The 13,738-nt window shown below is 69.9% G+C and carries 12 protein-coding genes; 2 read left to right on the forward strand and 10 right to left on the reverse strand.

The genetic code is table 11. The features are described from left to right. Window positions 1-4 precede the first annotated feature (4 nt). The 3 genes from ABKA17_RS23515 to ABKA17_RS23525 form a co-directional block, all read right to left on the reverse strand. Window positions 5-1,201 (reverse strand): Gfo/Idh/MocA family protein, encoded by a 1,197-nt coding sequence (locus ABKA17_RS23515; RefSeq protein ID WP_353694159.1) that lies wholly within the window; start codon window positions 1,199-1,201, stop codon window positions 5-7. Between the two features lie 106 nt (window positions 1,202-1,307). Further along, entirely contained in the window at window positions 1,308-2,159 is an 852-nt protein-coding gene (locus ABKA17_RS23520) for a sugar phosphate isomerase/epimerase family protein (RefSeq protein WP_353694160.1), read from the reverse strand. Between the two features lie 100 nt (window positions 2,160-2,259). Continuing rightward, window positions 2,260-3,279, reverse strand: a complete 1,020-nt coding sequence (locus tag ABKA17_RS23525) for a sugar ABC transporter substrate-binding protein (protein ID WP_353694161.1) — start codon at window positions 3,277-3,279, stop codon at window positions 2,260-2,262. A 340-nt stretch (window positions 3,280-3,619) separates the two neighbouring features. On the opposite strand from ABKA17_RS23525, the gene ABKA17_RS23530 reads away from it, so the two are divergent. Both ABKA17_RS23530 and ABKA17_RS23535 read left to right on the forward strand, forming a co-directional pair. Further along, window positions 3,620-4,597, forward strand: a complete 978-nt coding sequence (locus tag ABKA17_RS23530) for a LacI family DNA-binding transcriptional regulator (protein ID WP_502994357.1) — start codon at window positions 3,620-3,622, stop codon at window positions 4,595-4,597. 188 nt (window positions 4,598-4,785) lie between these two features. Further along, window positions 4,786-6,168, forward strand: coding sequence for a cation:dicarboxylate symporter family transporter (locus ABKA17_RS23535; RefSeq protein WP_353694162.1), 1,383 nt, complete (start codon window positions 4,786-4,788; stop codon window positions 6,166-6,168). 25 nt (window positions 6,169-6,193) lie between these two features. On the opposite strand, the gene ABKA17_RS23540 is transcribed toward ABKA17_RS23535, so the two are convergent. The 7 genes from ABKA17_RS23540 to ABKA17_RS23570 all read right to left on the reverse strand — a co-directional run bounded on the left by ABKA17_RS23540 (window position 6,194) and on the right by ABKA17_RS23570 (window position 13,703). Further along, on the reverse strand, window positions 6,194-7,279 hold the full coding sequence (locus ABKA17_RS23540; RefSeq protein WP_353694163.1) for an S-(hydroxymethyl)mycothiol dehydrogenase: 1,086 nt from the start codon (window positions 7,277-7,279) through the stop codon (window positions 6,194-6,196). 4 nt (window positions 7,280-7,283) lie between these two features. After that, a complete protein-coding gene (locus ABKA17_RS23545) occupies window positions 7,284-8,186 on the reverse strand; it encodes a 3-hydroxybutyryl-CoA dehydrogenase (RefSeq protein WP_502994348.1) in 903 nt (300 codons plus the stop codon). Continuing rightward, a complete protein-coding gene (locus tag ABKA17_RS23550) occupies window positions 8,183-9,373 on the reverse strand; it encodes an acyl-CoA dehydrogenase family protein (RefSeq protein ID WP_353694164.1) in 1,191 nt (396 codons plus the stop codon). Before ABKA17_RS23550 ends, ABKA17_RS23545 begins: the two co-directional genes overlap by 4 nt. A gap of 107 nt (window positions 9,374-9,480) precedes the next feature. Then, on the reverse strand, window positions 9,481-10,599 hold the full coding sequence (locus ABKA17_RS23555; RefSeq protein WP_353694165.1) for an alcohol dehydrogenase catalytic domain-containing protein: 1,119 nt from the start codon (window positions 10,597-10,599) through the stop codon (window positions 9,481-9,483). A 94-nt stretch (window positions 10,600-10,693) separates the two neighbouring features. Next, on the reverse strand, window positions 10,694-12,142 hold the full coding sequence (locus tag ABKA17_RS23560) for a class I adenylate-forming enzyme family protein (RefSeq protein WP_353694166.1): 1,449 nt from the start codon (window positions 12,140-12,142) through the stop codon (window positions 10,694-10,696). Further along, window positions 12,139-13,383 (reverse strand): NAD(P)/FAD-dependent oxidoreductase, encoded by a 1,245-nt coding sequence (locus ABKA17_RS23565; protein ID WP_353694167.1) that lies wholly within the window; start codon window positions 13,381-13,383, stop codon window positions 12,139-12,141. Before ABKA17_RS23565 ends, ABKA17_RS23560 begins: the two co-directional genes overlap by 4 nt. Continuing rightward, on the reverse strand, window positions 13,380-13,703 hold the full coding sequence (locus ABKA17_RS23570) for a 2Fe-2S iron-sulfur cluster-binding protein (protein WP_353694168.1): 324 nt from the start codon (window positions 13,701-13,703) through the stop codon (window positions 13,380-13,382). Before ABKA17_RS23570 ends, ABKA17_RS23565 begins: the two co-directional genes overlap by 4 nt. Window positions 13,704-13,738: the final 35 nt, after the last annotated feature.

Raw genomic sequence — 13,738 nt, forward strand, 5'->3', positions numbered from 1 at the left:
CTGGTCAGACGACGGGCGGGACGGCGGTGACGGCGCCGTAGTCGCGGGAGGAGTCGACGACGGCCCGGATGATCTCCATGGTCCGCAGGCCGTCGGTGAACGTGGCGCAGGCCGGCAGCGGTTCGGCGACCCCGGCGACCTGGTCGAGGAACGCCCGGGCCTGGTAGGTGAAGTTGTCACCGTTGCTGGCACCGACACCGGGCGCCTCCATCGGGACCCCGCCCGCGAAGTACGGCATCTGCGGACCGGCGATGACCTGCCGGGCGCCGCGCGTACGGGCGTCGGGCTGGGCGTCGTCGAAGAGGTACTCGGCGGGCCGGTGCTGGTCGAACCCGGCCCGACCGCCCACCCCGAGGACGTCGAAGGCGAGTCCGTTGGGCAGTCCGAACCCGGTGCGGGTGACGGAGAACGTGCCGACGAGGCCGGACTCGAAGCGGGCGGTGAAGGAGGCGGTGTCCTCGTTCTCGACCTCGCCGAACTCGTCCGACACCGGTGCCGCGTTGTGCCCGACGACCGCGCCCAGCGGCAGGGGCCGCTTGGTGATCTGCGTCGACAACACCGCGCCGGAGACAGAGACGATGGGCCCGGCCACGTACTCGGCGGCGTCGATGACATGCGAGCCGACGTCGCCGAGCGCACCGGAACCCGGGTCGCCTTTGAAGCGCCAGCTCAGGGGCCCGTTGGGGTTGGTGGCGTAGTCGCACCAGTAGCGGCCGCTGAACAGGGTGAGGTCACCGAGTTCGCCGCGCTGGACGTGGTCGCGGATCGCGGCGATGCCGGGGGAGCGGCGGAAGGTGTAGCCGACGGCGGTCACGACGTCGGCGCTGCGCTCCAACTCGGCCATGGCCCGGGCGTCTTCGAGCGAACCGGCCAGCGGCTTCTCGCACAGCACGTGCTTCCCGGCCGCGACCAGCGCCTCCGCGATCGGGCGATGCAGAGCGTTTCCTACGACGATGCTGACGGCGTCGATCGTCGGGTCCTCGGCGACGGCCTCCCAACTCGGGAGCGCCTTCTCGAAGCCGTACCGGCGGGCTGCGTCCTCGCCGAGGGCTGTGTTGGCGTCGGCTATCGCGGCCAGCCGCACCGGCGGCAGCCCGGCTCCGAAGACGGTGTTGACGTTGCGGTATCCGGCGGCGTGGCTGCGGCCGGCCATACCGGCCCCGATCACCGCGACGGAGATCGGCTTGCTGGACGAGGTCATGGCGGTGCCTTTCAAAGGGAGGAGTGCTGAGACGGCGGCGTACTGCCGACGGACCTGGGACTCGATGGCTGATGCGGGCGGCCGTCCCGCGCAGGACCAGGAGTTACTACGACGCGAGGTGTTCCGCGATCTTGTCGCGCATGAACACCGAGGACTCCTTGGCCCGTTCCTCCCACGCGAAGACACACGCGGTCAGCGTGCCGTCGAACCCGGACGCCTTGAGCTCGCGGAAGAGCTCGTCGAAGTCGACCTCGCCCTGGCCCATGTCCAGGTGCTGGTGGATACGGGCCGTCGTGCCGGGCGGGTTGAGGATGTAGCGGTTGCCCGAGGAGGCGGTGTGGTCGAAGGCGTCGGCCAGATGGACGTGGGTGAGCAGATCGCCCGCGTACTCGATGATGCCGGGGGCGTCGTTGCCGATGTGGAAGGTGTGCGGGGCGCAGTAGAGGAAGCTGACGTTGGGGTGGTTGATGCCCCGGATCAGGTTGACCGCGTCGTAGCCGTTCTCGATGAAGTCGTCCGGATGCGGCTCCAGGGCGAGTTTGATGCCCTCACGCTCGAACACGGGCAGCAGCTCGTCCAGTGACTTCCAGAACTGCGCCTCACTGCGGTCGGCGTCCTCGGGCCGTCCGTTGAACTCCGAGATCATGCTGTCCACGCCGAGGTCGGCGGCGATCTGGATGGAGCGCTTCCAGTACCGTACGGCGGCCTGCCGGGCGTCCTCGTCCGGTCCTGACCAGCGGAACAGCGGCAGCATGGAGGAGATGCCGACGCCTGCCGAGTCCAGCGCCTTGCGGAACTTGCGGACCGTGGCGTCGTCCACCCGTGGGTGACGGAAGAACGGGATGAAGTCCTCGCGAGGCGAGAGCTCGATCCACTCGTATCCCAACTCGGCTACCACTGCGGGCAGTTCGAGCAGCGGGGTGTCGCGGATCATGTACGGGTCGAGGGCGATCTTCATGAGCGTATGCCTTCGGGTCAGTGGGAGGAGTGGATCATGCGACGCCGACCTCGGGCCGGCGGCGTGGTCACCGCCTGCGCGGCCTGCTGGGTCGTGCTCATCACCGCGTGCCCTTCGCGGCGAACGTGGCCACGGTCTCGACGTTGGACTTGTCGACGAACGCCGGGCCCGTGAGGATCGGCGCTTCGCCGCCCCCGCTGTAGTTGCCGTTGTTCTTGTAGAGCCACAGCGAGTCGACCGACAGATAGCCCTGGAGGTAGGGCTGCTGGTCGACGGCGAACTGGATGGAGCCGCTCTTGATGGCGGAGATGAGCTCCTTGTTGAGGTCGAAGGTGGCGATCTTCGCCTTGCTGCCCGTCTCATCGACCGACTGCGCGGCGGTCAGCGCGATCGGGGCGGCGAGGGTGACCACCTCGTCGATGGAGGAGTCCTGCTTGAGCTTGGCGGTGATCGTGGACTTCACGGAGGGCATGTCGGCGCCGTTGACGTAGAGCTTGGTGGTCTTGCCCTTGAAGTTCTTCTCCATGCCGGCGCAGCGTTGTTCGAGGTTGACCGCGCCCTGGACCTGGACCACGCACAGGGCGTGCTCGGCACCGGTGGAGTTGAGCTTGGTGCCGAGTGCCTGGCCGGAGACGGTCTCGTCCTGGCCGAAGAAGGAGAGCAGGCCCTGCTTTTTCCAGACGTCCATGCCGGCGTTGAGGCCGACGACCGGGATGCCTGCCTTGACGGCCTTGGCGACGACGTCCTTCATGGCGTCCGGCTTGGCGAGGGTGACCGCGATGCCGTCGACCTTCTGGTCGATGGCGTTCTGGACCAGGGCGGCCTGGTCGGCGGCGCTCTCGTCGTTGGAGTAGATCAGCTTGATGTTGTCCTTGGCCGCGGCGACCTCGGCACCCTTGCGGATGGTGTCCCAGAAGGTGTCTCCGGACGGCGCGTGGGTGATCATCGCGACCGTCATACGCGGGGTGTCGGCCTTGCCCGCGGAGACGTTGCCGGCTTCCTCCTCGGCCTTCTTTCCGCCGGAGCTGCTGGAACAACCCGCGAGGGTCAGGGCGGCCGCGGCGGCTACGGCCACGGCGGAGGCGAGTGTGCGGGAACGGGGACGCGCTGTGGGGTTCATGCGTGCACCTCACTGTGCAGCTGGGAACGGGATCGTCGGAAAGCGTCTGGTGGACCGGGGGATGGGCCGGTCGCGGGGGCGTGCTCCGGGAGTACGGAGCATCTGGAGGCGCGGTGTCGCGGGCGGCGGGGTGGCTGCCGCACCGTGCGTCCGGGGCGTTGCTCCTGGGCTTGCTTCGTCGGAACAACAGGACAATTTAAAGCGCTTTAAGTCCTGGTACTATCGACCTTGTTTTGTGAGGGTGTCAAGGGCGTTGTCCGAGGAGATTTGCCGCTGGGAGGCGCAGGTGGACGACGGCGGTACCGCACGTCACCGGGATGGCGCGCACAAACGCCCCAGGCTGGAGGACGTCGCCGCGCGGGTGGGCCTGTCCACGGCCTCGGTGTCACTGGTGCTCCGCGGGGTGGCCGGGCCGAGCGAGCGGACCCGGCAGCGGGTCCTTAAAGCGGCCGCCGAGCTCGGCTACCAGGCGGACCGTACCGCCAGCACGCTGGCCAGCCGGCGCAGCCGGTTGCTCGGCGTCATGGTCGACATCCGCAGCCCCTTCCACGCCGAACTGGTCGAGCACCTGCACACCGCGGCCGAGGAGGTCGGCTACGACCTCGTCCTGAGCACCATCACCCGTGCCCGCGACGAGCACACCGCGGTGGAGACACTGCTGGCCTTCCGAAGCGAGGCGCTGATCCTCCTCGGCCCGACCTCGCCCGCGGACGCGCTCACCGTCCTGGACAACAAGGCCCCCGTCATCGCGGTCGGACGCCGGATCGCCGACGCCGCGCTGGACGTCGTACGCACGGCCGACGACGAAGGCGTCGGCCAGGTGGTCGACCACCTGGCCGGACTCGGCCATCGCGAGATCGCCTACGTCGACGGCGGCAAGGGCGTCATCGCCACCGACCGGCGCCGCGGTTACCGCACCGCCATGCGTCGCCACGGACTGGGCGACCACATCCGGGTCCTCGCCGGGGACAACACCGAAGCGGCCGGCGAACGCGCGGCACGCCACCTCCTCGACGGCCCCGAACTCCCCACCGCGGTCGTCGCGTTCAACGATCAGTGCGCCATCGGGGTCTTCGCTGCCCTCTTGCGGGCAGGTGTCGCCGTCCCCGGCCGGGTCTCCGTGGCCGGCTACGACGACGACACGCTGTCCCGGCTGAGCTGCTTCAACCTGACCACCGTCAGCCAGAGCGCCCGCGAACAGGCCCGGCACGCGGTGACCGCCGCCGTCGAACGCCTAGACCAGGACCGCACCGAACCGCGCGAGGTCGTCCTCACCCCGCGCCTGGTCGTGCGCGGCACCACGGCCCAGGCCGTCTGAACGCCCCTTCCTCCGCGGCACCGTCGCTCGGTGCTGCCTTCTGTGCTGCCGTGACACTTGGACGAACATCCAATTTTTGGCCGCTGAGGGTCAACGGACTTCTGTGAACACGTGACTTGATCCATAGTTGCCGTCACGTTGCGGAAACTCAGTTTCGCATCATGGAAAAAATGCTCGGAGGATAGCCCGTGTCGCCGTCCGTACCGTCCCTGCCGCGCCGCGCCGCACGCCTACTACGCACCTCGCTGTTCACGCAGGTCGCCTGCGCCCTAGTCCTCGGAATCGTCGTAGGACGCCTCTGGCCCGATCTCGGCACCGCCGTCCAGCCCCTGGGCGACGGCTTCGTGCGGCTCATCAAGGCGGTCATCGCGCCGCTGGTGTTCTGCGTCGTGGTCACCGGCATAGCCAAGGCCGGCAACCTGCGCGCGTTCGGCCGCATCGGCCTCAAGGCACTGATCTGGTTCGAGGTGGCGACGACGTTCGCGCTGCTGATCGGCCTGGTCGCGGGCAATCTCGTACAGCCCGGCGCCGGGATGAACGTCGATCCGGCCCAACTCGACGCCGGCGCGGTCGACGCGAAGACCGGTGGCGGCTCACTGCCGTCGACCAGCGACTTCCTCCTGCACGCACTGCCCGAGAGCGCGGTGGGGGCCTTCGCCGAGAACTCGATCCTCCAAGTCCTCGTCCTGGCCTGCCTGGTGGGCGCTGCCCTGCTCCACCTGGGACACACCAAGGTGCCCGCGATCCTTCCGGCCATCGAGCAGGTCCAGGAGATCGTCTTCGCGATCGTCGGCTTCGTCATGAAGCTCGCGCCCCTCGCGGTCTTCGGCGCCACCGCCCACCTCGTCGGCCAGTACGGGCTCGGCGTCATGTCGACGTACGGCAAGCTCATCGGTGTCTGTTACGCCGTCGCCGCGCTGTTCCTCCTCCTGCTCGCGGTGGCACTGAAGGCGTTCACCGGGCTGAGCCTGTGGAAGTTCGTCCGCTACACCCGCGAGGAGCTGCTGCTGGCCCTCGGAACCGCCTCCAGCGAGACGGTCATGCCGCGCATGATGCAGAAGCTGCGCCACGCGGGCTGCCGCGACGACGCCGTGGGGCTCGTGGTGCCCACCGGCTACTCCTTCAACCTCGACGGGGCCTCGATCTACCTGTCCATCGCCACCCTGTTCATCGCCCAGGCGGTGGGCGTCGACCTCACCCTGGGCCAGCAGGTCACCGTCGTACTGATGCTCATGCTCACCAGCAAGGGCATGGCGGGTGTACCGGGTTCGGCATTCCTCGCCCTGTCGGCGACGGCGTCCGCGCTCGGGGTCATTCCCGCCGGGGCCGTGGCCCTTCTGCTGGGCGTGGACCGCATCATGGACTCGATGCGGGTGGCCACCAACCTCCTCGGCAACTGCGTCGCGGCCTTCGCCGTCTCCCGCTGGGAGGGCGCGCTGGACCTGGGACAGGCGAAGAAGGTGCTCAACGGAGAGGCCGCCTTCGTGCCGAACCCCGATCACCCGACGACCTCGCCCGAGCCCGCGGCCCGGCCCGAGTCCGTGCGCCCTGCGGAGGAGCCTCAGCACTGAAGCCGCTGTGAGGACGGGCGTTGCGTCACAGTCGTACCACCGAACGCAGCACGTCCCCGGTGTGCATACGCTCGAAGGCCTCCTCGATCTCGTCCAGGGCGATGGTCTCGGTGACGAACGCATCGAGATCGAGGCGGCCTTGCAGATGCAGGTCGATCAGCATGGGGAAGTCCCGGCTCGGCAGGCAGTCGCCGTACCAGGACGACTTGAGGGCGCCGCCGCGGCCGAAGACGTCCAGCAGCGGCAGTTCCAGCTTCATCTGCGGTGTGGGGACGCCCACCAGGACGACGGTGCCGGCCAGGTCCCGGCCGTAGAAGGCCTGTTGGTAGGTCTCGGGGCGGCCGACGGCGTCGATCACCACGTCCGCCCCGAAGCCTCCGGTCAGGTCCCGGATCGCCTCGACCGGATCGACGGCCTTGGAGTTGACGGTGTGGGTCGCGCCCATGCGCAGCGCGGTCTCCAGCTTCCTGTCGTCGATGTCTACGGCGATGATCCTCGCCGCGCCGGCCAGCCGGGACCCGGCGATCGCGGCGTCCCCGACTCCGCCGCAGCCGATGACGGCGACGGAGTCACCGCGTCCGACCCCACCCGTGTTGATCGCGGCTCCGATGCCGGCCATCACCCCGCAGCCGAGCAGTCCGGCCACCGCCGGGGCGACGGACGGGTCGACCTTGGTGCACTGGCCGGCCGCGACGAGGGTCTTCTCGGCGAAGGCGCCGATACCCAAGGCCGGTGACAGCTCGGTGCCGTCGGTCAGGGTCATCTTCTGTGACGCGTTGTGGGTGTTGAAGCAGTACCAGGGCCGCCCGCGCAGACAGGCCCGGCACTGTCCGCACACCGCACGCCAGTTGAGGATCACGAAGTTGCCGGGCGCGACGTCGGTGACACCGTCGCCGACCGACTCGACGACTCCGGCGGCCTCGTGGCCGAGGAGGAAGGGGAACTCGTCGTTGATTCCGCCCTGCTTGTAGTGCAGGTCGGTGTGACAGACCCCGCAGGCCTGGACCCGCACCACGGCCTCGCCCGGGCCGGGATCGGGCACCACGATCGTCTCCACCCGCACCGGCTCGTCCTTGCCCGGTGCGATCACGCCGCGAACTTCCTGCGCCATGAGGTCAGTTGCCCTTCTGGGAATCGGAATAGTCATGGAAGCCGCGCCCCGACTTACGGCCGAGCAGCCCGGCCTCGACCATGCGCAGCAGCAGCGGTGGCGGGGCGTGCAGCGGGTCCTTGAAGTCCGCGTACATGGCCTCGGCGATGGCGGTGAGGGTGTCCAGGCCGATCAGATCGGCCAGGCTCAGCGGGCCCATGGGGTGCGCACAGCCCAGGACCATGCCGGTGTCGATGTCCTCCGCGGAGGCGTGGCCGGACTCCAGCATGCGGATCGCCGAGAGGAGATACGGCACGAGCAGCGCGTTGACCACGAAACCGGCCCGGTCCTGGGCGTGGATCACCTTCTTGCCCAGCACACCCGTGACGAACTCCTCGGCGCGGGACCGGACTTGAGGGCCGGTCAGCAGCGACGGCGCTATCTCGACCAGTTCCAGTACCGGCACCGGGTTGAAGAAGTGCACTCCGATGACCTGGTGCGGGCGTGTGGTGGCCGTCCCCAGTCTCATGATGGGCAGGGAGGAGGTGTTCGAGGCGATGATCGCGTCCTCGCGGGTGACGATCCGGTCCAGCTCGGTGAACAGCTCGACCTTGACCTTCTCGTCCTCCGTGGCAGCCTCGACCACCAGGTCCCGGTCCGCCAGTTCGGTGAGCTCGTGGGTGACCCGCACCCGGTCGAGGGCGGCGTCGCGTTCCTCGCCGGTCAGCTTTCCGCGCCGTACGCCCCGGTCGAGTGAGGCGGTGATCCGGGCCCGGCCGGCCTCGGCCGCACCCGGGTTCACCTCGTGGACCACGACGTCCAGTCCGGCGCGGGCGCACACCTCGGCGATGCCGGCGCCCATCAGACCGCAGCCGACGACACCGACCCGTCGGATGTCGGGACCGTCGTGCACCGGAGCGTGGTTCACCGGAACGCCGCCTGCCCCGTAAGGGCCTGGCCGATCATCAGGGTGTGCATCTCGACGGTGCCCTCGTAGGTGAGGATCGACTCCAGGTTGTTGGCGTGCCGGATGACCGGGTACTCCAGGGAGATGCCGTTGGCGCCGAGGACCGTGCGGGCGGTGCGGCAGATGTCCAGCGCGGTACGGGTGTTGTTGAGCTTGCCGTAGCTGACCTGCTCGGGCCGCAGTCCGCGGTCGTCCTTGGTGCGGCCGAGGTGGAAGGCGAGCAGGATGCCCTTGTTCAGCTCGATCGACATGTCGGTGAGCTTGGCCTGGGTCAGCTGGAAGGAGCTGATCGGGCGGTCGAACTGGACACGGTCGCCGGCGTAGGCCAGCGCGGTCCGGAAGGCGGAGCGGGCGGCGCCCATCGCGCCCCAGGCGATGCCGTAGCGCGCCTCGTTGAGGCAGGACAGCGGTCCGCGCAGACCCCGGACCTCGGGCAGCACGGCGGATCCCGGCAACCGTACGGAGTCCAGGACGAGTTCGCTGGTGACCGAGGCCCGAAGCGACATCTTGTGCTTGATGGCGGGGGCCGAGAAGCCGGGCGTGTCCGTGGGGACGACGAAGCCGCGGACGCCGTCATCGGCGCGTGCCCAGACCACGGCCACGTCGGCGACCGAACCGTTGGTGATCCACATCTTGCGGCCGTCGAGGACCCAGTCGTCGCCGTCGCGGCGGGCGGCGGTGCGCATGCTGCCCGGGTCGGAGCCGGAGTCGGGCTCGGTGAGGCCGAAGCAGCCGATGGCGGTGCCCGCGGCGAGCCGGGGCAGCCACTCCTTCTTCTGCTCCTCCGAGCCGAAGGCGTGGATCGCGTACATGGCGAGAGAGCCCTGCACGGAGACCAGGGAGCGCAGTCCGGAGTCGGTCGCCTCCAGCTCCAGACAGGCCAGGCCGTAGTCTACGGCGCTCATCCCGGCGCAGCCGTAGCCCTCCAAGTGCATGCCCAGCAGGCCGAGTTCGCCGAGTTCCTTGGTGAGGCCGCGGATGTCGTCGATGGCTCCCTGCTCGAACCACTCGGCGATGTGCGGTTCCACGCGGCGGTCGCAGAAGGTGCGGACGGCGTCGCGGACGGCGCGCTCGTCCGGGGTGAGCAGGGTGTCGAGTTCCAAGAGGTCGAGGGGGTCGGCCGGACGGGCGGCGTGCGAGGCGTGCATCGGTACTCCAGACAGAGGGGGGCCAGACAGAGGGGGGCCAGACAGGGGCGGGAGGGAAGGGGGCCGTCGGCTAGGGGAGTTGCCGACGGCCCCCTGGCTGTGAGGCGTTACGCGGCGGGCCGCGGGCTGATGATGAAGTTGCTGAAGCCGCCGTTGCGTTCGGCGATTCCGCTGATCGCCTCGTTGACCTGTTCCAGCGGGTACACGTGGTGCTCCAGCGGGCTGAGGTCCAGCAGTCCCGCCCCGACCATGTCGGCCATGGTCTGGCCCTCGGCGGAGGTGAACCACGCCGAGCCGATCAGCCGCAGCTGCTGGTCCATCATCCGGTGGATGTCGATCGGCAGATCTCCGGCGACGGCACCGATGTTGACCGCGATTCCGCCGCGTGCCATGGCCCGCATGCCGGCCCGGAACGTCTCGTGCGGGGCACCCGGGCCGAGCGCGTCGATGTAGATGTCGGCGCCGTAGCCGTCGGTCTCCTCGCGGACCCAGTCGTCCAGCGGGCCGTCGTCCAGGGAGTGCAGGTGCAGTCGGCCGCCCGCCAGCTTGCCGGCCTGGTCGAGCAGGGCCCGGTCCCGGCCGGTGCCGTACACATGGGTGAGGCCCATCGCGGGGGCGAGGAGCGCGGCGGCTATGCCCAGGGTGCCGCTGATGCCGTTGACGAGGATCGTCTTGCCGGGGCCCGCCTCGGCCTTGCGTAGTGCCGAGTACATGGTGCCGATGTAACCGAAGCGGGCCGCGGCCTCGAAGGACAGCGAATCGGGCAGTTTCACCAGGCTGTACGCCGGTGCCAGCATGTACTCGGCGAGTCCGCCCTGGTAGCGGTCGAGCAGGTCGAGCGCGGTAGGGGAGAAGCCGAAGTAGCCGGCGAAGGCGTAACTGGCGCAGTTGATGGAGTCGCCGCTGCGGCACGAGCGACAGGAGCCGCAGGAGCGGCCCGGGTTGACGTAGACCCGGTCACCGGGCTTGAACGCCTGGACGCCCTCGCCGACCGCCTCGACCACGCCCGCCGGGTCCAGTCCGAAGATCGCCGGGAGGGTCGGCAGGGGGCTGTGGGGGAACCAAGTGGTCCACATGTTCAGGATGTTGGCGAGGTTCGGAACGATGTTGACGGCGTGCACGGCCACCCGGACGTCACCGCGGCCGGGCTCGGGAACGGGGAGTTCCTCGATCCGCATCGGCTCGCCGACGGCGTGCATCCGCGCGGCTCGCATGGTCGCACTCATGGGCTCTCCTGGGTGTGGTGAGGGAGCGGTCGCCGGAGGTACCGGCGGCGTGTGCGTGGGGGGTGTGGGGGAGGAGGAGCGGCTCGAGTCGGGATCAGACGTCGAGCAGGGTGGTGAGACGCTGCCGCTGGAGTTTCCCGGTGGCTCCGCGTGGCAGCGCGGGCACGACGCACAGGCGCCGTGGCCATTTGTGGCGGGACAGGCGTCCGTCCAGGTGGGCGCGGATGTCGTCCAGGGTCGGTTCGCCGGCGTCCGTGACCAGGAAGGCCGTCACCAGCTCACCCCAGACCGGGTCCGGCGTCCCGGACACCGCGACCTCGACGACACCCGGGAAGTCGGTCAGTGCGTTCTCGACCTCGGCGGGGTCGACGTTCTCACCGCCGGTGATGATGGTGTCCTTGACCCGGCCGGCCACGGCCAGCTGGCCCTCGCTGTCGAACAGCCCCCGGTCTCCGGTGCGGAACCAGCCCTCGGCATCGGTCACCGGCCGCGTCCCGGCGGCGGTCCAGTACGCCGACGCGACCGACGGACCGCGCACCCAGATCTCGCCCGCCGTGCCGACCGGGGCGGGGGACCCTGACGGATCGACGACCAGGAGCTCGACGTGAGGTGCCGGATGCCCGGCCGTGGCAGTCGTGTCGAGCGCGGAGTACGTCACTCCCGCGCAGGTCTCCGTCAGGCCGTAGGAGTCGGCGACCGCGATCCCGCGCTCGTGGAGGCGCTCTCTGGTCGCGGTCTGGGCGGGTGCGCCACCCGAGAGCAGCCACCGCAGCCCGTCCAGGTCCTCGCTGGGGAAGCGGGGGTGGCGGGCGAGCAGGGCTGCCATGGCCGGCACGGCGAAGGCGCACGTCACCCGGTGATCCCGGACCAGATCGATGAACAGGTCCGGATCGAACTTCGGCGCCAGGACCACCGTCCCGCGACGGGCCCAGGTGTACTGCGGAAGCCCGCCCAGCACGGCCACATGGGCCAGCGGGGTGGAGATGAGAGCCACGTCGTCCGGGCCGACGGGCAGCCCGCTCAGACCGTTGACCATGCTCCACCGCAGGTTGTCATGGGTGAGCGCAACACCCTTGGGGCGCCCGGAGGTTCCGGAGGTGAACGCGATGATCGCAACGTCGTCCGCGGCCGGGGGAGGAGGGGTCTCGGTCAGAGGCGCGGAGGCTACGTTGTCGTCCACGTGCAGGACGTCCCAGGTAAGGACGTCCGCCGCGAACCCCGCCTCGGCGACCACCGCGCGCGGCGCCGTCTCCTCACAGATGACGGCGAGTTCGCCAGCGGTCAGTTGCGGATGGACGGGAACGAGGACCGCCCCCATCCGCGTCACCGCGAACATCGTGACGAGAGCCTCGGGACGGGCCGCTCCCTGCATCACCACGCGATCGCCCCTGCGCACCCCGAACGCGTCGAGACGGGCGACGGTGCGCCGGATGGCCAGATCGAGCTCGGCGTAGGTCCAGGACCGGTCCGTGAAGACCAGGGCGGGTCGTGAGCCGGCCTCGGCCGCGCTCGCCATGAGATGGGCACCGAACCAGTCGTTCATCCGCCCACCCCCGCGGCCCGCCGTGCCCTGGTCAGGGCGCCGAGTGTCGATCCCGCGAGGTCGGCGGCGCACACCGGCGCGCTCTGCTCCAGCAGCCGCCGGGCGGCCAGGTGCTCGGCGGGCCAGTTCAGCGTCTCCACGGCCACCAGCCGGTCGTCGCGGAAGGCGTAGGCCGCCAGCCGTTCCGGGGAGTCTCCGGTCGCGAGGTACACGTCGTCGGTGTTCATGCGCAGTCCGGCGATCTGGAGCTTGATGTCGCCCTGGTCGCTCCAGAACCACGGCAGGCTCGTGTACGGCACGGGGGTCGAGCCGGCGATCCGGCGGCCGACCAGGGCCCCCTGATCGGTGGCGTTCTGCACGGACTCCAACCGGACCAGCCCCTCCGCGTACGGATGCGGGTGGCGAGCGCAGTCACCCACGGCAAAGACCCGGGGATCGGTGATCGAGCGGAGGTGTGCGTCCACGATCACGCCGTCGTCCACCGCCAGACCGGCGTCCCGCGCCAGCTCGTCGCGGGGAGCTGCGCCGATGCCGTAGACGACGAGGTCGGCGGGCAGGACGCCACGGTCCGTGACGACTCGCCGTACGTGCTTCGTACCCTCGATCGCCCGCACGGCCGTCCCGGTGAGGATCCGGACGCCGGCCTGTTCGTGCCGTTCTCTCAGGTGTTCCTGCACCTGAGGGGATACGGCCCGGCTCAGCAGCCGGTCGGCCAGCTCGACCACCGTCACCTGTGCACCGCGGGCCCGGGCGACCTGGGCGAGCTCCAGCCCGATGAACCCGCCGCCCACGACGACCACTTCGCGGGCCGTCGTCAGCGCCTGCCCGATGGTGAGGGCGTCGTCGAGGGAGCGCAGGGCGTGGACGCTGTCCAACTCGGCGCCGGGGGCGGGTAGCGGACGGTTGCGGGCTCCGGTCGCCAGTACGAGGTGCTCGTAGGGGATATGGGTGCCCGAGGCGGTGGTCACGGTGCGGGCGGCGGTGTCCACGGAGATTGCCGCGTCACCGAGCCGCAGGTCGATGTCCCGCTCGCGGTAGAAGGACTCCGGCACCAGCTCGGCACGGACGGCATCCGTGTGCGCCTTCTTCGACAACGGCGGCCGCTGGTACGGCAGATGGGGCTCGGCCGCGAGGACGGTGACCGGACTGTCGTAGCCGGAGGCGCGCAGGGTCGAGACGACACTGAACCCGGCCTGTCCACCACCGACGACGACCACACCCGCGGTGCTCGCGCTCGTCATACCTGCTCCTCGGGAACCTGGACGACCAGTCCGTCGAGCGCGTCGGACAGCTGGACCTGGCAGCTGAGGCGGCTGGTGGGACGGCGTTCGGCGGCGGTGAAGTCGAGCATCTCGTCCTCCACGTCGTTGGGCGGGCCCACCAGTTCGCTGTGCCGGGGGTCGACATAGACGTGGCAGGTGGCGCAGGAGGCGTTGCCGCCGCACTCGGCGACGATGCCGTCGACGCCGTGGGACACGGCCGCCTGCATGAGCACGGTTCCCGAGTCGGCGGTGACCTTGCGCTGGGTGCCGTCGGGCAGCTCGAAGATGACGATGGGCATGAAGTCCTCCCGGTGGGGACGGCTCAGGTGCGTGC

The organism is Streptomyces sp. RG80 (assembly GCF_040446465.1).
GTDB lineage: Bacteria > Actinomycetota > Actinomycetes > Streptomycetales > Streptomycetaceae > Streptomyces.

Excerpts from the sequence above, each read along its gene's own strand:
- ABKA17_RS23565 (WP_353694167.1), bottom strand. The coding sequence starts at position 13,383 with ATGACGAGCGCGAGCACCGCGGGTGTGGTCGTCGTCGGTGGTGGACAG.
- ABKA17_RS23570 (WP_353694168.1), bottom strand. The coding sequence starts at position 13,703 with ATGCCCATCGTCATCTTCGAGCTGCCCGACGGCACCCAGCGCAAGGTC.
- ABKA17_RS23560 (WP_353694166.1), bottom strand. The coding sequence starts at position 12,142 with ATGAACGACTGGTTCGGTGCCCATCTCATGGCGAGCGCGGCCGAGGCC.
- ABKA17_RS23555 (WP_353694165.1), bottom strand. The coding sequence starts at position 10,599 with ATGAGTGCGACCATGCGAGCCGCGCGGATGCACGCCGTCGGCGAGCCG.
- ABKA17_RS23525 (WP_353694161.1), bottom strand. The coding sequence starts at position 3,279 with ATGAACCCCACAGCGCGTCCCCGTTCCCGCACACTCGCCTCCGCCGTG.
- ABKA17_RS23540 (WP_353694163.1), bottom strand. The coding sequence starts at position 7,279 with ATGGCGCAGGAAGTTCGCGGCGTGATCGCACCGGGCAAGGACGAGCCG.
- ABKA17_RS23520 (WP_353694160.1), bottom strand. The coding sequence starts at position 2,159 with ATGAAGATCGCCCTCGACCCGTACATGATCCGCGACACCCCGCTGCTC.
- ABKA17_RS23550 (WP_353694164.1), bottom strand. The coding sequence starts at position 9,373 with ATGCACGCCTCGCACGCCGCCCGTCCGGCCGACCCCCTCGACCTCTTG.
- ABKA17_RS23515 (WP_353694159.1), bottom strand. The coding sequence starts at position 1,201 with ATGACCTCGTCCAGCAAGCCGATCTCCGTCGCGGTGATCGGGGCCGGT.